Below are 19,950 nucleotides of genomic sequence, written 5' to 3'. Positions count from 1 at the left end.
AAAGATATATTGATAGCCTAAGGATGCAAATAGATATTGAGGAGAAAATGAATGCAGAAAATAATGTTGATTATCAACCCAACCTCTGGTGGAGAAAAGGCTTTAGATTATAAGGAAAAGTTAGAAAATAAGGCTAAAAAATACTTCGAGCAAGTCGATACCAGAATTACACAAAAAGCGCAAGATGCAACACATTTTGCTGAAGAAGCCTCAAAAGAAAAATATGAGGCAGTTCTCGTATTCGGTGGAGATGGGACAGTCAATGAAGTGATCTCAGGTATCGCTGAAAGAGACTGTATTCCTAAACTAGCGATTATTCCAGGAGGAACTGGAAATCTTATTACAAAGTTATTAGAAATCAATCAAGATATAGACGGGGCTATTGACGAACTCGATTTTAATTCTACGAATAAGATTGATATCGGAAAATCAAATGGAAATTATTTTGATTATATCTTTAGTATTGGTTCACTACCAGAGGCCATCCATAATGTTGGCATAGAAGATAAAACAAAGTTTGGTATGCTAGCCTATGCGATTAATACCATAAAGTCTGTGGTTACAGATCAAGCATTTAACATTACAGTTGAGACTGAAAATGGAAATTATATTGGCCCAGCCAGCCATGTTTTAGTTCTCCTCACCAATTATTTCGCTGACAAAAAGATCTTTGATGAGGACAAAGATGGTTATGCCAATATTTTGATTTTAAAAGATGCATCAATTCTTACTAAATTGTCAGTTATTCCTGACTTATTAAAAGGGGACGTCGTAGAAAATGATCACATCGAGTACATTAAAGCTCGTCACATCAAAATCTCTTCAGATAGTGAATTAGAAACGGATGTCGATGGTGATAAATCTGATGACTTACCAGTAGAAATCAAGGTACTAGATCAGCATATTCAAGTCTATTCTCAACCGAAAGCATAATCTTATTTACCTTTAACAACAATTTTTTAAACAAAGGAAAAACTATGAAATTTATAAGATTAGCAACTATTGGTCTTTGCTCAACGCTTCTTTTGCCCTTAGTGGCTTGTAGTCAAGTTCAAAAGTCTAGTGATGGAACTACAGAATCTTCAGTAACTCAAACACAGTCCAATCAGGTTTCCTGGAAAGCCTCTTACACCAATATGAATAGCAAACCAAGTGAAGAAGAAGTCAGAAAAGCTTTGGCTGCGCATTTGGATAAAGACAGTGTGAATGCATTTTTCAACCTTGTCAATGACTATAATGAAACTGTTGGTTCGGTTGGCTTAACTGGAGATTTTTCTACATTCACCAAAACCGAGTATGATGTAGAAAAAATTACCAATCTTTGGACACCGAAAAAAGGTGATTTTGTAGGTACCAACTGTCGTATCAACAGTTATTGTTTATTGAAAAATTCCATCGAAATTCCTAAGTTAGAGAAAGATGATTCCCTTTTGTTTGTCGATAATGATGCTATTGATAAGGGAAAAGTCTTTGGTGCAGAAGACAAGGATGCTTTTGATATTTTATTCTCAAGAGTTAAAACTGAAGCAACAACTGATGTCAAGGTACATGCTGCAAAGATGGAACAGTTCTTTTCTCAATTCAAGTTTAATGAAAATGCAAGAATGCTATCAGTAGTTGTCCATGATGACTTGGATGGGCAATCCCTCTTTATCGGTCATGTTGGAATTCTTGTACCAAGTGAGGATGGCTATCTCTTTGTCGAAAAGTTAACCTTTGAGGAACCTTATCAAGCCATCAAATTTGCGACCAAGGAAGATTGTTACAAATATCTAGATACAAAATATGAAAACTATACAGGTGAAGGCCTAGCGAAGCCCTTTATTATGGATAATGATAAGTGGGTTCAACTCTAAAAATAGGATAATTTGCCTAAAGAGTAGGATAAGAAGTTACCAATCGAATGATAGCTAAATTGATATGATTAGAGGACAGCAAACATGGATGAACATACATTAAGAGTTGTAAAAATTGATAAGAAAGCTATTTTTGAATTGATCTACGAAACTTTTATAGCGCAAGAGCAAGAACTGCTGGACTTGTCGCCAGTAGATGTTATCAATGATTGTGCTATGGATTGGGAAAAGGGAGAGTTTATCTTTGCAGCACATCTTCAGGAAAATAATCTGGGAGAATTGAATTCTCTTCCCAAAGATATTGATATTCAAGAGTTGCTGAAAAAACTACCTGTTACAACAGATTCCGTTCTTGGTAAAGAAGTGATTTATAGAGATTTTTCATTTGACCAATTAAAAAAATAGTATAATAGTAGTAAATAAAATAGTTATAAGGAGACACAATGGATATTAAAGATTTTACAGAAAAAGAACAAGAGATGATTAAAAAGGGACTAACTTTCTCTAAACTGAACGATAAGGAAACTGCCGATAAAATTATCGCCTTAATTCCTCAAGATATGATTAAACGGATTCCATTTTTTGTTAGAAAACATGCCATTACACGTACGATTAAGAGAATCTCGCTTGAGTATCCGGAATTGTATGCTGTAGCTGAACAAGAAGGGCAACTTCCTGAAAAGGAAGCTCAAGAATTGCGACAAATTCTTACAGATATTTTCCAAGAGAAAATGAACAAGCATAAGATTAAATAAGCTTTGAGATTTAGAAATAAGATGTCGATTGAACATTAGGAGTTGAGAATGGCAATTGATGGCGTTAAAATCATTGACAGTGATCAAGGTTATGACATTTACAATGAAATAGTCGGTCGCTATAGAGACGGTGATCATGTGGCCAATATTATCAAGGATATCCTCGATGCAGAGAAAGATTACTGTCAAACTGACTTTTTTACAGAAATATATTGGACTACTCTTGCCTACTCACTGTGGAAGATTGGTCACCTGACAGACGATATCAGAGATAAAACCTTGGAGCTTCTCAAAAAAGGGGCTGATTCATTTTGGATAAAGGCTTTGAAGCAAAGGCAAAAGGTCTTGGAAAAACTTGCTATCCAGTTGCAAACTGAAAATCCTAGGCCTCTAAAGGTCCTTAAAGCCAAAACTAAACGCAAACCCTATTTTGAAGAAGGGGATCTCCTTGCTGTTAAGTTCCAAGATGAGTATGGTCTTGTCTTTGTATCGATGATTGATCAGAGTCCTAGAAAGCTTGAGTACCATCTGGCTTGCACGCGCCTCTTACAAACAAAAAAGCCCACCATCGATGATTTTTTGATCAGTCATATCTCCTGTAAGATGGACAATACGAAGTTTGGTCTCGTTACAGACTGCTGGTTCAATCACAAAGATTTAGGGCAATTATTAGAAAATATTGAAAAAATTGGACAGGTGAAACTTAGACCTTTTAGTCTTTGGATGCTAGCACCTGCCCAAAATTTAGAAGATATTTATGAAGAAATCACTAGAGATAAAGGTTCCTCTGGCCTTAGATTCATCGAAACCTATAAACTTGTCGACGATATTTTTCCAGTTTAATGCTTATGTGATAAAGGGGGAAATGGTGAATCATTCCCACATGCTGTGCTGGGCTCTAACACCATAACTATCTAGGGAACCATCTGAATTGAACTTGGATTCAATACGGTACCTTTTCCAGAGGTCGTAGTCTGCTGTTTGAATGGTTAGGATAAAGTTATTATCCTTATCAGAGACATTATAATCAGCAGGATTGACTTCAAAGATATCGATTAACTTTCGTGTTTGAAAATCTTGAAGCTTGAGATTGGCTAGCTTGACATGATTGATGGAAATTTCTTCTAGTTGATTGTTATCCTTAGGTGTTCTGTAGTAGGTAATGACGCAGTTTTTGAGCTGATCTGTATCTTTACCTGTGGGAGTGAGGCTCATAAAGCCATAGGACTGATCATCACGCTTGACTTCAAGAAGCTGACCGTAGTAGAAGTGGTCGTTCTTGGGATTTGTGATGGAAGTCTCTGGACTTTTATCTTCAAAGCTAAAGCCTTGGTCCAAAAGTTCGGAAGCCTTGGTCTCCCCGACAATGACAGTGGTATCTTGAATGGTTACTGGAACAGGTTGCGCTGGAAGGCCACTCATCATCATGCAAAACATAAAAACATAACTCGTTAAAAAAGCTGTCCCGACAAAAGCGTTGGTTGAAGCATAGGCATGACTGTTAAGAAAGTTTTTTCTTATAGCCAGTACAACAAATTTACCAATACTTTTTAAAACCATACTAACAAGTACGATAAAAAATTGTTTTTTCAAACATTCATAAATGGCTTGAGGAAAGCTATTACCATGATAGTAGAAGACAGCCAATAGGAGTAGATTTACGATTAAATAGATCAGTAAGAACCAATGAATCTCTTTAAGGGCATTGGCATCAGTGATTTCTTCATAGTCAACGTGAATTCTTCCTTGAACAGCATGGCCGAGTTTATAGATCCATTTTGGGACATCTTTCCCTTGTCTGACTGCAACTACAAGTCTAATATAGAGATAAATGGTAAAGGATAAGGATAGAAAGAAAAGAGAATAAAATCCTAAAACAATAGAAGTGAACATGACTGCTTCCCCCGTTTTTCAATTGCTAGAGAACAATTTTATTAGCTCCATTATAGCATTTTCTAGGAAAATAGAGCTAGAAATATCCGTATGATACTAACTGATTCAAAGGAGTAAAATCATGGGAATGATTGCCAATTATCAATATTTACCAGACGATAAATTAAAACAAATAAAGCTACTTTCTAATGAGGAAAATGACTTGCTGGACTTGGCGGAGGATTATGCAGAAGAATATGAAATTTTTCTGGATATCGATAAAATGTGGGATGCCTTGGTCTTTGTCTTGACAGGATTTAGTAGTTCAGAATTTTTGGACGACAATCCCTTGAGAGAAGCTGTTTTAGGGGTGACTCCTTTAGAGGATGTATCTGAATATATCGCCTATACTGAAAAAAACAGGATAGCTGAGATTGTAGAAGCTTTAGAAAGTTTTGACATGGACAGAGCTATGACTGACTTTAGCATGGAAGCCTGTAAGAAAGCCGACTTGTATCCTAATATTTGGGATTATCTTGAGGAAGAGGAAGAAATCAAGGATGACATTTTAACCTGCTTTGTAAATATGAAAGAGTTTTACAAAAAGATTCTGGAACTCAATGGAAATGTCTTAGTTACTATTTGTTAAGATTTTATGTCATCCATTAGAAAGGTATTCCCATGAATCCATTTCTAGAAAAATACATTACATTAAAAAAGCAATACCTGGACCAAGATGGAAAGCCTCCAAGTGTTGCGGAACTCTATGATTTGGCTGATGAATTAGCTAAGTCTGATGATTTAGAAGCGAAGAAAGTCTTAGTTGACCTCTATGAGCAATTGGGTCTCTACACTAGTGCTTATAGCTTATTTACTGAAATCTTAGATAAACCAGATCGAAAACAGATAAAGAAACTGAGTCGTTTACAAGAAATGAGTCAGAGTCGTGGAGATAGATTTTCCCTTTCTCGTCCCCTAAGAAAAGAAGAGAAGAAGCAAAGGCAGGACTTGTTAAAAGACTTACCTCATTTTCTCTATCATCCAGATCCCTTAGCTACAGGTTCATTTGTTGAAGGAGAAGCCAAGGTTTGTCCATATTGTGGGAAAGAAAGCAATATTTATTATGACTTGATTCCTTACTGTATTGACAACATAGAATACCTTTGCCCAATGTGCATTGCAAACGGTCAAGCAGCTAAAAAATTCGATGCGGAATTTGTCCAAGATGCCGAGTGGCAGGGGGAATTGGATCCAGAAAAGAATCAGCTGCTTTTTTGTCAGACCCCAGGCTACTCTAGTTGGCAGGGTGAATATTGGTTATCTTGCTGTCAAGATTACTGCGCTTACTTAGGTACAGTTGGAACTCGAGAATTGAAGGATATGGGAATCGCTGAGCAAGTCTTGGCAGACTATGAAGCGCGTGAAGAATATCAAGAGGTAGAAGACTACTTGGTCAAAGACGGGCCTATCTGTGGTTATTTGTTTAGATGTCTCCATTGTCAAAAATACCAGATCTGGGTTGATGCAGATTAAACCGGAATGTGATTAGCTATGAAAATTAAAGTGAAGCCTATGGAAGAACTAGAATTATTCGAAGCTGCCTCTAAAGATTTATTAGATACTATGCAGGGATTTAAAGACAATCTATCTGCTCAATTTCCCCTATTAGATAGTGATAACTGGCAGTATGATAAGGGAATGATAAAGGTTTGTAAGGCTGATGAGTCAGGATTCAAAAAAAGATGTAGGGTCGGAATCAGCTACAACTTGAAAGTCTCCCTATTAAACGAAGATGCTGAGCAAATCTGGTTACTGTTTAAAGAATGGTTCAATGCTAGCAGATTGAGTCTAGTTGAAAGAAATCCTAATAATGAAGATTTGGGAAGATATGTCTTTTCAGCAAGTTCCCCTCTAGGTGATCAGGTAGATTGTTCGATTTATTTGCCTAATGAGTGGAATATCCCTCAGATTAGCCTTTCAGGCTATCTAACAGCTCGTTATAGGGCTTGTGATCTTGATAAATCGCAAGAATAAGATGGAGGTTTTTAGAGATGAGAAAGATTGATTGGGACAAGATAAAAACTCGCTTAGATGCCTTGCTGGTCATTGATGAGTATCTGACCGATCCAAGTGAGGATTGGCTCAGACTCGTGATTAAGACTGAGGAAGACTATGGACTCCGCTACCTTATTGACAATGGATCTGGTGATTCTTTAGATGTGATTCTGACTGATAAAATGATCCTCATAAAAGGCTTTGATCATGAAAGTAGTTTAAGCCAGTTTGCTGCTGACGAGTGGAATCAAGATATCATTGATGGCTTTTATAAAGGACTGGATGAGAAGGATCTCTTACTTTATTCTGAAGATCAAAAAGATGAAACAACCTTCTTTATCTGGTATGACGGTCAAGCGCATCAACAGACTTACCAAGGTCAGGATGGTGGAGAATGGTTGCTTTCATACCTTTTTGATAGCTTTGAGAGATTTCATGAGTTTGTGACAGATTATTATTCAATCACAGTTGATGAAGACTTACTGAGAAAACTCTACAAGAAAGGATCTCTTTCAGATCGAGAAATAAACCAATTAATCCAGGAGAATTAAGAGGTTTATCATGAGAGTGAACTATAAAAATACCCCTAAAAAATATCAAACTCTAGCAGAAATAATCATTACACCATTGCTTGATTTACTTAAAAGTTTAACCTTGTTAGAAGAGGAAATTTTTGAGCGTAACAGAGCACTGGATAAGGAAAAAGAAGCCCTTGCCATCCCAGCAAATCAACTTCATCCCAAGTGGGATGAACTTATGGATGACTATTTTCAGAGACAAATGCAACTTCTAACTGGACGAGTGACTCAAAAATACTTGGAAGGAGGAGTTCGAAATTCTTATGGCTCCCCAAGTGAGTATAACTATGTTAAAAGGAATGATTTTTCTGTAGATTTTATCATGACAAAAGCTGAAGAAGCAAGAGTCATCACCCATTATCAAGAAGCTTTAGAAATGAAGCATCAGTTTGTACTTAAATTGGTGGATGGAAATTGGCTACTTGATGAGAAATTTTACGGTTTTGAGGATGAGGAAACTTGGTATCTCGACTCACTTTGAGCAAGATAGCTTTGCTTCCCAACTGATATAAAAAAAGGAGAAGTCCTATGAAATTTTTGAAAAATCTATTTTCTAGTAAGAAAGAAAAGTCAGAGAAGAAAAAGACCCTTACCTTGTCCATGCCCCTCTTCAAAGGCAAGCAGGCCTATTCTTTAGACCAGGTTGTTCAGGAATTAAAAGCTCACTGGGGCCTTGAAACTTCTGAAGTTTCTGGGGATGATTCTAGTGCAACCTTTGTGATTGATGGTGCTCTCGTTGCTTTGGCATTGATGGATCTTCCTATCCCAAGTCAAGAATTTGAAGAATTGTATGCCTATTCTTACCTCTGGCAGGATGTTGAGAAAGAAACACAAGAGCACACACAACACGCCATTGTTTCTATTTTGTCTGACAATCTTTCGCCAGTAGAAACTTATTCCTTATTAACTAAAGTCAATGCCTCTATCCTAAAAACTAGTCAATCAGCTATTGGTATTTATCAGGGTTCTACCACCTTGCTTTTGCCCAAAGATCTTTATCTAGACCTGGCTGACCTTTTGAAAGAAGAACTGCTTCCCCTTCAACTCTGGATTTATATGGGGATTATCAATCAGAAAGATAAGACCAGCATTTACACTTATGGTTTAAAAGAGTTTGGAAAAACTGAGATTGAAATTATCGACTCCCCTATGGATAGCGACGACTTATATTATTTCCTCTTGTCTATTCTTCAGTATGTTTTAGGCAGTGATGTCACTTTGAAGGACGGTGAAACCATTGGTTTTTCAGAAGATCAAAAAATCAAAATCACTGAGTCAAAAGCCGTCTATTTGGAAGGAAATTCCTTGAAATTAGATGTTTAGACCATGATTTATAATTGAGTGTCCTTCTTAGATTGGGGATTTTATGAAGCGTGATATAAAAAAGTATTATCTCTACCGATTTTTGGCCTATAGATTTGAAAAACTCTCTTGTAAGAATCCAAGTCTCAAGGAAATAAAACCAGAGAAGAGAGGGAAAATCGTTCTAGAGGCTACTCGAACTAGTCAAAAGATTATTCTAGTCCTTGGAATTCTTTATGTTTTTCTAAATTCTGCTATGTTCATTTACCTAAGGACAAGTGATTTTCAAAATCCCTTATTGGCTTGGTTTACTGACTACATCGACTATTTGGGTGGACTTATAAACGGAGAATGGGGCGGTAGTTGGCGGCAAAAGAAAGCTAGTTTTTTGATGATTGCTCTACTGGCTTTACCGATTGTACTGATAGAAGGCGGCCCCTTCTTCTTGCTGGTTTTATTAGTTGGGAATTGGACATTAAAGAGAAAGATAAGATTTGAGAGAGAACATAAAGGAGTAGAGAGCCATGGCTAGAACGGCGATAATAGGTACTTTAATAGTTTTTTCAATCTTTAATCTGCTACTTGGTCTGGGCTTTTATCTCTTTCTAAAAAAGAGGAAAGAGAATGGGCAGTCATTGTACGAAACCCCTGTAAATCAACAAACTCGAACAGAAAAACTGGGTTTAGGCGAGATTTTAGTCTACCTGACGTTGATTGCTATTGCAGGGATGTTTGCCTTTCAGACCTTAAATAGAGGTGGAGTTGGAAATTCTATTTTAGCCAAAATGATCCTCCTCCCAGCTATAATGGCTCTTTTCAATGCAAGAAAAAGGACTGGAAAGTCTTTACTTGCCCTCCTTATAACCTTTATGGTCTTTCTAGTAGGAGTTATGTTTTATATCACGATTGGTTTGCCACCTCAAGCACCGATTTTGCAAATTAATGAAAGTAAAATCATTTTAGCAGAAACAAAAGCAAGTGATCTGATGGAAGCTGGATTTGATATCTATGTCAGACAGGGTGATGGTAGTAGCGACTACGAAGACCTCCTGACAGATGGCAGTTTCCAGAAGTATTCGGACAATAAAACAGTCATTATCGAAAAAGGCTTCAGACTTGATAGCAATGCTGTTCCCTACGATCCCTATCTCCTAGCAAAAGATGGCTTAGTACTGGGGAGTATTTCCTTTTACGGTGCTGAGGACCAGAATGTGGCTTTAGAAGATTCTAAGATTATTCAGCTTCGATTTAACAAGGACAGCATTGAAGAAGCAAAGAAACATTCTATCACTTTCAAGTTAGATGAACTCGACTTGACTAGTCGACTGGATGTTCCACTTGTTCAAGAAACTTTCAAAAAGCATCTATGGTCAATCCCCCCATCACATACAAGTGATGTCACTCAATTGTGGTATGGATTACAGTGGTCAAGTAACAGTGACTCTCTATTTTGGAATGAATATTATAGTCTTATCCGACTAGATGAAAATTATTTGATGACTGATTTTGAACTAGCTGTTCAAGTAGCACGAGATGACTAGATAGGATTTTGAATAGTTGATAATGCTTATGATTCATTAAAGAAACTAATCTATTTAGTTTCTTTTTTTGTTTTTTGATTTAAATTTAAAACGATTTCCATTTTTAAGTTAAAGCAATTTCACGAACGAAAAAAATGAATTTATTTAAAAAAGTTTCTAAAAATACTTTACAAGAATACGAAAACATGATATAGTAATGAAGCTTAGAAAATGAGATGATGTTTTCTAGCAAATATAAACCCGAGTAAAAAATGCCTACGGACAGGCAGGGTTGAATGCCGAAGCGTGGTTGAAAAGCCACATTATTGATAGGGTTAAAAGCCTACTTTTATAAGTTGATGTTAGGACACTTGTCCTAATTCGTATAGATTTGTTAGTGTGGTGAAAGCACACGTCATCTTGTGAAACGATCAATAAAGTACGTAATATTTGCTACTAGAGAGTTAGGAAACATCAGGAACAGACATACTCAAAAGAAACAAACATAAACACGTCAGTAGATTGTAGAGCAGGTGCCAACCTGCTCTTTTTTCATAAGTATCCTTTAGAGCCTTACATGGTTAAGGTGTAAAAAATATGATAAAGGAGTATGTCTTTATAATGTTAAATCAAAACCAAGCTCCCATCTATGAGGGGTTGGTCAAATTACGAAAGAAAAGAATTGTACCGTTTGACGTACCTGGTCACAAGCGTGGCCGTGGTAACCCAGAGTTGGTTGAACTTTTAGGGGAAAAATGTGTAGGTAAAGATGTTAACTCTATGAAGCCCTTGGATAATCTGGGGCATCCCATTTCGATTATCAGAGATGCAGAGGAGCTAGCAGCTGATGCTTTTGGAGCTAGCCATGCCTTTCTCATGATTGGAGGAACAACTTCATCGGTGCAGACTATGATTCTCGCAACCTGCAAGGCAGGAGATAAGATTATTCTGCCACGAAATGTCCACAAATCTGCTATCAATGCGCTGGTTCTATGTGGTGCCATTCCCATCTATATCGAGATGAGTGTGGATCCTAAAATTGGTATCGCTTTAGGTCTTGAAAATGACCGAGTAGCACAGGCCATAAAGGACCATCCAGATGCCAAGGCCATTTTGATTAACAATCCTACTTACTACGGAATCTGTTCAGACCTAAAGGGGTTGACAGAAATGGCTCATGAAGCTGGCATGATGGTTTTGGTAGATGAGGCCCACGGGGCGCACTTACATTTTACTGATAAACTTCCAATTTCTGCTATGGATGCAGGTGCTGATATGGCAGCAGTTTCTATGCATAAGTCTGGTGGGAGTTTGACCCAAAGTTCGCTTCTTTTAATCGGGGAGCAGATGAATCCTGAATACGTACGTCAGATTATCAATCTTACCCAGTCAACATCCGCCTCTTATTTGTTGATGGCTAGTCTGGATATTTCGCGTCGCAACTTGGCTCTTCGTGGTAAAGAGTCGTTTGAGAAGGTCATTGAGCTATCCGAGTACGCTCGTCGTGAAATCAATGCCATTGGCGGTTACTATGCTTACTCAAAAGAGTTAATAGATGGTGTGTCGGTCTGTGATTTTGATGTAACCAAGCTGTCAGTTTACACTCAGGGGATTGGCTTAACAGGTATCGAGGTTTATGACCTCCTACGAGACGAATATGACATTCAGATTGAGTTTGGTGATATTGGCAATATCCTGGCCTATATTTCGATTGGTGACCGCATCCAAGACATCGAGCGCTTGGTTGGTGCTCTTGCTGATATCAAGAGACTCTATTCACGAGATGGGAAGGACTTGATAGCAGGAGAATATATCCAGCCCGAGTTGGTCCTTTCTCCTCAGGAAGCCTTCTATTCAGAGAGAAAAAGTTTGACCTTGGATGAGTCTGTTGGACAGGTCTGTGGAGAATTTGTCATGTGCTATCCTCCAGGTATTCCTATCTTGGCTCCTGGTGAACGCATTACACGTGAAATTGTAGACTATATCCAATTTGCAAAGGAACGTGGCTGCTCCCTTCAAGGGACGGAAGATCCTGAGGTCAACCACATTAATGTCATTGAGAGAAAGGAGAACTAAATGGATTTATGGTTTTCTGAAGTTCATACTCCAGATGTGAAATTATCCCTGAGAACAGCCAAGCAACTCTACGCTGGTAAAAGTGAATGGCAGGATATTGAAGTATTAGATACGCCAGCTTTTGGTAAGATTTTGATTTTAAACGGGCATGTCTTGTTCTCGGATGCAGATGATTTTGTATACAACGAAATGACCGTCCACGTTCCCATGGCTGTCCATCCCAATCCTAAGAAAGTATTGGTTATAGGGGGTGGTGACGGTGGTGTTGCCCAGGTATTAACTCTCTATCCAGAATTGGAACAAATCGATATCGTGGAACCGGATGAGATGTTGGTAGAGGTCTGTCGTGAGTATTTCCCAGACTTTGCAGCAGGTCTTGATGATCCTCGTGTTACCATTTACTACCAAAATGGACTACGCTTTTTGCGAAACTGTGAAGATGACTACGATATTATCATCAACGATGCGACAGATCCCTTTGGACATACGGAAGGTCTCTTTACCAAGGAATTTTACGGAAATAGTTACAGAGCCTTGAAAGAGGACGGAATCATGATCTATCAGCATGGGAGCCCCTTCTTTGACGAGGATGAGTCAGCTTGCCGAAGCATGCACCGCAAGGTCAATCAAGCCTTCCCAATCAGTCGAGTTTATCAGGCCCATATCCCTACCAGTCCTGCAGGCTATTGGTTATTTGGGTTTGCATCGAAAAAATACCACCCTGTCAAAGATTTTGACAAGGAAGGTTGGAAAAAACGCCAGCTTTTCACAGAATACTACACTGCAAACCTACATATTGGTGCCTTTATGTTGCCTAAGTATGTTGAGGACATTTTAGAAGAAGAGGAAGGAAAAAAATGAGTCGTTTACTAGTTATTGGATGTGGGGGCGTTGCCCAAGTTGCTATTTCAAAGATTTGCCAAGATAGCGAAACCTTTACAGAAATTATGATTGCTAGCCGTACTAAGTCAAAATGCGATGACTTGAAAGCTAAACTGGAAGGTAAAACAAGTACAAAGATTGAGACAGCTGCTCTTGATGCAGATAAGGTTGAAGAAGTAATTGCCCTGATTGAAAGCTACAAACCAGAAGCTGTTTTGAACGTAGCTTTACCATATCAAGATTTAACCATTATGGACGCTTGTTTGGCAACAGGTGTTCACTATATCGATACAGCCAACTATGAGGCTGAGGATACGGAAGACCCTGAGTGGCGTGCTATCTACGAAAAGCGCTGCAAGGAACTTGGTTTTACAGCTTACTTTGACTACTCATGGCAATGGGCTTATCAAGAGAAATTCAAAGAAGCTGGCTTGACTGCTCTTCTTGGTTCTGGTTTTGACCCAGGTGTGACTAGTGTTTTCTCGGCTTATGCACTCAAACATTACTTTGATGAAATCCACTATATCGACATTTTAGACTGTAATGGTGGTGACCACGGTTATCCATTTGCGACCAACTTCAACCCAGAAATCAATCTACGTGAGGTTTCTGCGCCAGGTTCTTACTGGGAAGATGGAAAATGGGTCGAAGTCGAAGCCATGTCTATCAAGCGTGAGTATGATTTCCCTCAGGTCGGACAAAAAGACATGTATCTCCTTCACCATGAAGAAATTGAATCATTGGCCAAGAACATTCCAGGTGTCAAACGCATTCGTTTCTTTATGACTTTTGGTCAATCTTATCTAACGCATATGAAATGCTTGGAAAATGTTGGTCTCCTTCGTACGGATGCCATTAACTTCAACGGACAAGACATCGTTCCAATCCAATTCTTAAAAGCCTTGCTTCCATATCCTGCCAGCCTTGGCCCACGCACTGTTGGTAAAACCAATATCGGCTGTATCTTTACTGGTGTAAAAGATGGTGTTGAGAAGACCATCTACATCTACAATGTCTGCGACCATCAGGAATGTTACGCAGAAGTTGGTTCACAAGCAATTTCTTACACGACAGGAGTTCCAGCCATGATTGGGACAAAATTGGTTATGAACGGTACTTGGAAACAACCAGGAGTTTACAACCTTGAAGAGTTGGATCCAGATCCATTTATGGAAGCTTTGAATGAATATGGTTTGCCATGGGTTGTGGTTGAAAATCCACAAATGGTGGACTAATGAAGCTAGAACAAGTACCAACACCAGCCTATGTCATTGACTTGGCCAAGTTAGAAGCCAATTGCCACATTCTACAATATGTACAAGAAGAGGCCGGCTGCAAGGTTTTGCTTGCCCAAAAGGCTTATTCCCTCTACAAAACCTATCCCTTGATTAGCCAGTATCTATCAGGTACAACAGCCAGTGGACTATATGAAGCTAAGTTAGCTAGGGAAGAATTTCCAGGAGAAGTCCATGTATTTGCGCCTGCTTTCAAAGATGCAGACTTGGAAGAATTGCTTGAGATAACAGACCATATCGTCTTTAACTCCGAGAGACAATTGCGTAAACATGGGCCTCATTGTCGGGAGACTGGTGTCAGTGTTGGTTTGCGCCTCAACCCTCAATGTTCAACTCAAGGAGATCACGCTCTCTATGACCCTTGTGCACCAGGTTCTCGCTTTGGAGTTACTCTAGACAAGATTCCTAGTGATTTGCTGGATTTGGTGGATGGTCTTCATTTTCACACCCTTTGCGAGCAAGGTTCAGATGATTTACAAACAACTTTGAAAGCAGTAGAAGCGCAGTTTGGTCCCTACTTACATAAGGTCAAATGGCTCAATATGGGGGGCGGACACCACATCACAAGAGAAGGTTACGATGTGGATTTGCTGATTTCAGAAATCAAACGTATCCGAGAAACTTACAATCTTGAAATCTATATCGAGCCTGGTGAAGCTATTGCGCTCAATGCGGGTTATCTAGCAACTGAAGTATTGGATATTGTCGAAAACGGTATGGAAATCTTGGTTTTAGACGCCTCTGCGACCTGTCATATGCCTGATGTACTTGAGATGCCCTATCGTCCACCTTTGAGAAATGGCTTTGAGGCACAGGAAAAAGCCCATACCTACAGACTTTCTTCTAATACCTGTCTGACGGGTGATGTGATTGGAGATTATAGCTTTGAAAATCCAGTTGAGATCGGAGATAGACTTTACTTTGAAGATATGGCAATCTACTCCTTTGTCAAAAATAATACCTTTAACGGGATTGGGCTTCCAAGTTTGTATGTGATGGATAAAGAGGGTGAATGCTGTTTAGTCAAAGCCTTCGGCTATCAAGACTTTAAGGAGAGATTATCATGATGGACAGTCCAAAAAAATTAGGCTATCGTATGCCAGCAGAGTATGAACCCCACCATGGAACTCTTATGATATGGCCAACACGACCAGGTTCCTGGCCTTTTCAAGACAAGGGAGCTAAAAAAACTTTTAGTCAGATTATCAAAACTATTGCCCAAGGGGAAACAGTCTATCTTTTGGTAGAGGAGAACTATCTATTTGAAGCCCAATCCTATCTTGGAGACCAGGTCGTTTATCTAGATATTCCAACAAATGATGCCTGGGCTCGTGATACAGGTCCGACCATTCTCCTTAATGATAAAAGGGAAAAGTTAGCGGTAGATTGGTCTTTCAATGCTTGGGGTGGCTCATATGACGGTCTTTATCAAGACTATGAAGCAGATGACCAAGTGGCCAGTCGCTTTGCAGAAGTTTTAGAGATACCTGTTTACGATGCCAAGCCTTTTGTACTGGAAGGCGGAGCGATACACAGCGATGGTCAAGGAACCATTCTTGTTACTGAAAGTTGCTTGCTTAGTCCTGGGCGTAATCCTCACCTGACTAAAGAGGAGATTGAAGAGACCTTACTAGACTGTCTTGGTGCTGAAAAAGTTATCTGGCTTCCTTATGGTATTTATCAGGACGAGACAAATGAACACGTTGACAATGTAGCAGCCTTTGTTGGCCCAGCGGAAGTTGTTTTAGCTTGGACAGATGATCAGGATGATCCTCAGTATGCCATGTCTGCAGCAGATCTAGCTCTTTTAGAGACGGAAACAAATGCAAAGGGCCGGAGTTTCACTATTCATAAACTTCCGATTCCAGCTATTCATCAAGTAGTGACGGAAGAAGATTTGCCGGGCTATTCATATGAAGAAGGTGAAGAAGAACGCTATGCTGGTGAGCGTTTAGCAGCATCCTATGTGAACTTCTATATTGCCAATAAATCTGTCTTGGTGCCACAATTTCAGGACGAAAACGACCAAGTGGCCTTGGATATCCTGAGTAAGTGTTTCCCAGACCGTGAAGTCGTAGGAATCCCTGCAAGAGATATTCTTTTAGGTGGTGGAAATATCCACTGTATTACCCAACAAATTCCAGAATAGGAGAAAAAGATGAGAAATGTAACGGTTGCAGCTATTCAGATGCAATGCGCTAAGGATGTGGAAATGAATATCCAAACAGCTGAAGGTTTAGTCCGTCAAGCTGCTGAGCAAGGTGCCCAGGTCATTCTTTTACCAGAATTATTTGAACGTCCCTATTTCTGTCAGGAACGTCAATATGACTACTACCAGTATGCCCAGTCGGTTACAGAAAATACGGCTATTCAGCATTTTAAATCAATTGCTAAGGAACTAAAGGTCGTTTTACCAATCAGTTTCTACGAAAAGGATGGCAATGTCTTGTACAATTCTATTGCTGTCATTGATGCAGATGGAGAAGTGCTTGGCGTTTATCGGAAGACTCACATTCCTGATGACCATTATTATCAAGAAAAATTCTTCTTTACTCCTGGAAACACTGGCTTCAAGGTTTGGGATACTCGCTATGCCAAGATTGGTATTGGCATCTGTTGGGATCAGTGGTTTCCTGAAACCGCCCGTTGTCTTGCCTTAAATGGTGCAGAATTGCTCTTTTATCCAACAGCTATTGGATCAGAGCCTATTTTGGATACAGATAGTTGTGGTCATTGGCAACGTACCATGCAAGGACACTCAGCAGCAAATATTGTCCCAGTTATTGCTGCTAATCGTTATGGTTTGGAAGAAGTCTCTCCTTGCGAGGAAAATGGTGGACAAAGTTCAAGTCTTAATTTCTACGGTTCATCCTTTATGACCGATGAAACAGGAGCTATTTTAAGTCAAGCCGAACGACAAGATGAGGCAATCCTCTTAACCACTTATGACCTCGACAAGGGAGCAAGCGAGCGCCTAAACTGGGGTCTGTTTAGAGATAGAAGACCAGATATGTATAAAGATATTGTCAGATGAGAAAAAGCCTATCGTAGGCTTTTTTCTGTAGATACTATAATAATTTTTTGATAATGTCCTAGGATTCTGATAAAATGGGGTATAAGAGGTTTTAAAATTTTGTATGTCAGATTTTTAAAATTGAAATATTTTGAGAGGTAAAATATGATTACAGGCGAATTAAAGAATAAGATTGATCAGCTTTGGGAAATGTTATGGACAGAGGGAAATGCGAATCCCTTGACCAACATCGAGCAATTGACTTATCTTTTATTTATGAAGGATTTGGACAGAGTTGAACTTGGAAGAGAAAATGATGCTGAATTTCTAGGTATTCCCTATGAGGGAATTTTCCCAAAAGATAAACCCGAATATCGTTGGTCAACCTTTAAGAACTTAGGAGATGCGCAAGAAGTTTATCGCCTGATGTCACAAGAGATTTTTCCATTTATTAAGAATCTGAAGGGGGATACTGACGATACAGCTTTTTCACGTTATATGAGGGATGCTATTTTCCAAATCAATAAACCAGCTACCTTACAAAAGGCGATAGCTGCACTGGATGAGTTACCTACGGATATAAAAGATATTGGAGACATTTACGAGTATCTATTGTCAAAATTATCTCAGGCAGGGGCAAATGGTCAATTTCGTACGCCTCGTCATATCATTGATATGATGGTTGAACTCATGCAACCAACAATTAAAGATATTATTTCAGATCCTGCCATGGGTTCTGCAGGATTTTTGGTTTCAGCTAGTCGCTATTTAGACCGTAGAAAAGAAGAGTGGCAGACAAATATTGACAGTGTAAAGCATTTCCACAATACTATGTTTCATGGGAATGATACGGATACGACAATGTTGAGACTTGGTGCTATGAACATGATGCTCCATGGGGTTGAGAATCCACAAATTAGCTACCTAGACTCGCTTTCTCAAGATAACGAAGAAGCTGATAAATATACTCTAGTTTTAGCCAATCCACCTTTCAAAGGATCTCTTGATTATGATTCAACCTCTGGAGATTTGTTGGCTACGATTAAGACTAAAAAGACAGAGTTGCTTTTCCTTGCCCTTTTCTTACGCACTTTGAAGCCAGGTGGACGTGCAGCTGTTATTGTACCGGACGGTGTTCTATTTGGTTCCTCTAAAGCTCATAAAGGGATTCGTCAGGAAATCGTTGAGCACCATAAACTAGATGCAGTTATTTCGATGCCGAGTGGTGTTTTCAAGCCTTATGCTGGAGTTTCAACCGCTATCCTTATCTTCACTAAGACTGGAAATGGTGGAACGGATAAGGTTTGGTTTTATGATATGAAAGCAGACGGTCTGAGTTTAGATGATAAACGCCAGCCTATCAACGATAATGATATTCCAGATATTATTCAACGATTCCATCAATTAGAGAAAGAAGCAGATCGCAAGAGAACAGACCAGTCCTTCTTTGTTCCAGTTGATGAAATTAAGGAGAATGATTTTGATTTGTCCATCAATAAATACAAAGAAATCGAGTATGAAAAAGTTGAGTATGAACCAACTGAAGTCATCTTAAAGAAAATCAATGATCTAGAAAAAGAAATTCAAGCTGGCTTAGCAGAGTTAGAAGAATTACTAAAGTAGGGAGATACATGTATGAAAAAAGTGAAGTTGGGGGAAGTTTGTGAGATAAGAATTGGCAAGACACCAAATCGTTCTCAAACTTTATATTGGGGAGGTGACTATCCTTGGTTATCCATTTCAGATATGAAAGGGAAAATATTATGTACTACTAAGGAAAAAATAACTCAAGAAGCTGTCCAAAAAGAAAAAATGCAAATCGTTTCAAAAGGGACAGTTGTGATGAGTTTTAAGTTATCTATTGGCAAGGTTGGGATTCTTGCTGAAAATATGTACACAAACGAAGCAATAGCTAATTTTGTGGTTAAAAATAATAAGATGCTTTTTAATGAATATCTTTACTATGCACTACAAGGAATGAATTTTGATAGTTTAACAGACAGGGCTGTGATGGGTAAAACGTTAAACAAGGCAAAGTTGAATAACTTGTCTATTGTATACAACGAGCCTTTTATGCAACAGCAAATTGTTTTGAGATTAGATGGTGTTAACAAATTAATTGAATCTCGTAAACAACAACTATCTGAATTATCAAAACTCGTCAAATCCCGATTTAACGAGATTTTTGGGGATCCTGTTTTGAATGAAATGGGTTGGGAAAAACATGCTTTAAAAGAATTTGGAATATGGAAAAGCGGTGGAACTCCTAAAAGAAATGAAGAAAAATATTTTAGAGGACGTATTCCTTGGATTACATCAGGAGAACTAGAACATAAATACATTGATGATTCTTTTGAAAAAATTACAGAAAAGGCAATTGAAAGTAGTTCTGCAAAAATAATTGAAAAAGGTAGTTTATTATTAGGAATGTATGATACTGCGGGTTTAAAATCATCAATCAATACTAAAGTAATGTCTTGTAATCAAGCAATTGCTTTTGCGAAATTAGATGATAAAATCACAAATACTATATATGTTTATTATGTAATTCAAAATTTAAGATCAATGCTATTGAATCAACAAAGAGGCGTACGTCAAAAAAATTTTAACTTATCGATGATCAAAAATATTTCCATCCCCCTCCCCCCTCTTTCCCTCCAAAACGAGTTCGCAGACTTTGTGACTCAGGTAGACAAATCACAATTGGCAATCCAAAAATCACTAGAAGAACTTGAAACTTTGAAGA

General features: G+C 38.6%; 22 protein-coding genes. 21 read left to right on the top strand and 1 reads right to left on the bottom strand.

Annotation, left to right across the window (positions count from 1 at the left end):
- Nucleotides 1-51 precede the first annotated feature (51 nt).
- The 5 genes from RQ973_RS07420 to RQ973_RS07400 all read left to right on the top strand — a co-directional run bounded on the left by RQ973_RS07420 (nucleotide 52) and on the right by RQ973_RS07400 (nucleotide 3,454).
- Nucleotides 52-933, top strand: a complete 882-nt coding sequence (locus RQ973_RS07420; protein ID WP_311523436.1) for a diacylglycerol kinase family lipid kinase — start codon at nucleotides 52-54, stop codon at nucleotides 931-933.
- Between the two features lie 44 nt (nucleotides 934-977).
- On the top strand, nucleotides 978-1,856 hold the full coding sequence (locus RQ973_RS07415) for a DUF4300 family protein (protein WP_311523434.1): 879 nt from the start codon (nucleotides 978-980) through the stop codon (nucleotides 1,854-1,856).
- An 84-nt stretch (nucleotides 1,857-1,940) separates the two neighbouring features.
- On the top strand, nucleotides 1,941-2,261 hold the full coding sequence (locus RQ973_RS07410) for a hypothetical protein (protein ID WP_311523432.1): 321 nt from the start codon (nucleotides 1,941-1,943) through the stop codon (nucleotides 2,259-2,261).
- A gap of 38 nt (nucleotides 2,262-2,299) precedes the next feature.
- Nucleotides 2,300-2,611: a hypothetical protein gene (locus tag RQ973_RS07405; RefSeq protein ID WP_311523430.1), complete on the top strand. Its 312-nt coding sequence runs from the start codon at nucleotides 2,300-2,302 to the stop codon at nucleotides 2,609-2,611.
- Between the two features lie 48 nt (nucleotides 2,612-2,659).
- Nucleotides 2,660-3,454, top strand: coding sequence for a hypothetical protein (locus RQ973_RS07400; RefSeq protein ID WP_311523429.1), 795 nt, complete (start codon nucleotides 2,660-2,662; stop codon nucleotides 3,452-3,454).
- Between the two features lie 30 nt (nucleotides 3,455-3,484).
- On the opposite strand, the gene RQ973_RS07395 is transcribed toward RQ973_RS07400, so the two are convergent.
- Complete coding sequence (locus RQ973_RS07395; RefSeq protein ID WP_311523427.1) at nucleotides 3,485-4,504, bottom strand: hypothetical protein; 1,020 nt, start codon at nucleotides 4,502-4,504, stop codon at nucleotides 3,485-3,487.
- A gap of 121 nt (nucleotides 4,505-4,625) precedes the next feature.
- Between RQ973_RS07395 and RQ973_RS07390 the strand changes: the two genes are divergently transcribed.
- The 16 genes from RQ973_RS07390 to RQ973_RS07315 form a co-directional block, all read left to right on the top strand.
- Complete coding sequence (locus RQ973_RS07390; RefSeq protein ID WP_311523425.1) at nucleotides 4,626-5,132, top strand: YfbM family protein; 507 nt, start codon at nucleotides 4,626-4,628, stop codon at nucleotides 5,130-5,132.
- A gap of 32 nt (nucleotides 5,133-5,164) precedes the next feature.
- Nucleotides 5,165-6,016 (top strand): CbrC family protein, encoded by an 852-nt coding sequence (locus RQ973_RS07385; RefSeq protein WP_311523424.1) that lies wholly within the window; start codon nucleotides 5,165-5,167, stop codon nucleotides 6,014-6,016.
- Nucleotides 6,017-6,034: 18 nt separating this feature from the next.
- Nucleotides 6,035-6,517 carry a hypothetical protein gene (locus RQ973_RS07380; protein ID WP_311523422.1) on the top strand — a complete coding sequence of 161 codons (483 nt, stop codon included), beginning with the start codon at nucleotides 6,035-6,037 and terminating at the stop codon, nucleotides 6,515-6,517.
- Nucleotides 6,518-6,534: 17 nt separating this feature from the next.
- On the top strand, nucleotides 6,535-7,089 hold the full coding sequence (locus RQ973_RS07375; RefSeq protein ID WP_311523421.1) for a hypothetical protein: 555 nt from the start codon (nucleotides 6,535-6,537) through the stop codon (nucleotides 7,087-7,089).
- A gap of 10 nt (nucleotides 7,090-7,099) precedes the next feature.
- Nucleotides 7,100-7,597 carry a hypothetical protein gene (locus RQ973_RS07370; RefSeq protein WP_311523420.1) on the top strand — a complete coding sequence of 166 codons (498 nt, stop codon included), beginning with the start codon at nucleotides 7,100-7,102 and terminating at the stop codon, nucleotides 7,595-7,597.
- A gap of 47 nt (nucleotides 7,598-7,644) precedes the next feature.
- Nucleotides 7,645-8,439 (top strand): DUF4261 domain-containing protein, encoded by a 795-nt coding sequence (locus tag RQ973_RS07365; protein WP_311523418.1) that lies wholly within the window; start codon nucleotides 7,645-7,647, stop codon nucleotides 8,437-8,439.
- Between the two features lie 43 nt (nucleotides 8,440-8,482).
- Nucleotides 8,483-8,950 carry a hypothetical protein gene (locus RQ973_RS07360; protein WP_311523417.1) on the top strand — a complete coding sequence of 156 codons (468 nt, stop codon included), beginning with the start codon at nucleotides 8,483-8,485 and terminating at the stop codon, nucleotides 8,948-8,950.
- Nucleotides 8,943-9,959 carry a hypothetical protein gene (locus RQ973_RS07355; RefSeq protein ID WP_311523415.1) on the top strand — a complete coding sequence of 339 codons (1,017 nt, stop codon included), beginning with the start codon at nucleotides 8,943-8,945 and terminating at the stop codon, nucleotides 9,957-9,959. Before RQ973_RS07360 ends, RQ973_RS07355 begins: the two co-directional genes overlap by 8 nt.
- A gap of 600 nt (nucleotides 9,960-10,559) precedes the next feature.
- The gene (locus tag RQ973_RS07350) at nucleotides 10,560-12,014 is read left to right on the top strand and encodes an aminotransferase class I/II-fold pyridoxal phosphate-dependent enzyme (protein WP_311523414.1); all 1,455 of its coding nucleotides are present in this window, start codon (nucleotides 10,560-10,562) and stop codon (nucleotides 12,012-12,014) included.
- Nucleotides 12,015-12,875, top strand: coding sequence for a polyamine aminopropyltransferase (gene speE, locus RQ973_RS07345; RefSeq protein ID WP_049504668.1), 861 nt, complete (start codon nucleotides 12,015-12,017; stop codon nucleotides 12,873-12,875).
- A complete protein-coding gene (locus RQ973_RS07340) occupies nucleotides 12,872-14,131 on the top strand; it encodes a saccharopine dehydrogenase family protein (RefSeq protein ID WP_311523411.1) in 1,260 nt (419 codons plus the stop codon). Before speE ends, RQ973_RS07340 begins: the two co-directional genes overlap by 4 nt.
- Complete coding sequence (gene nspC / locus RQ973_RS07335) at nucleotides 14,131-15,258, top strand: carboxynorspermidine decarboxylase (RefSeq protein WP_311523409.1); 1,128 nt, start codon at nucleotides 14,131-14,133, stop codon at nucleotides 15,256-15,258. Before RQ973_RS07340 ends, nspC begins: the two co-directional genes overlap by 1 nt.
- Nucleotides 15,255-16,340, top strand: coding sequence for an agmatine deiminase (aguA, locus tag RQ973_RS07330; RefSeq protein ID WP_311523408.1), 1,086 nt, complete (start codon nucleotides 15,255-15,257; stop codon nucleotides 16,338-16,340). Before nspC ends, aguA begins: the two co-directional genes overlap by 4 nt.
- Nucleotides 16,341-16,349: 9 nt before the next feature.
- Nucleotides 16,350-17,225: an N-carbamoylputrescine amidase gene (aguB, locus tag RQ973_RS07325; RefSeq protein ID WP_311523406.1), complete on the top strand. Its 876-nt coding sequence runs from the start codon at nucleotides 16,350-16,352 to the stop codon at nucleotides 17,223-17,225.
- A gap of 144 nt (nucleotides 17,226-17,369) precedes the next feature.
- Nucleotides 17,370-18,827: a class I SAM-dependent DNA methyltransferase gene (locus RQ973_RS07320; RefSeq protein ID WP_311523405.1), complete on the top strand. Its 1,458-nt coding sequence runs from the start codon at nucleotides 17,370-17,372 to the stop codon at nucleotides 18,825-18,827.
- Between the two features lie 12 nt (nucleotides 18,828-18,839).
- A partial coding sequence (locus tag RQ973_RS07315; RefSeq protein WP_311523404.1) for a restriction endonuclease subunit S occupies nucleotides 18,840-19,950 on the top strand: 1,111 nt, incomplete at its 3' end.

The sequence above is a fragment of the uncultured Streptococcus sp. genome (assembly GCF_963511325.1).
GTDB lineage: Bacteria > Bacillota > Bacilli > Lactobacillales > Streptococcaceae > Streptococcus.
This window is presented reverse-complemented; position numbering and strand designations above follow the sequence as displayed.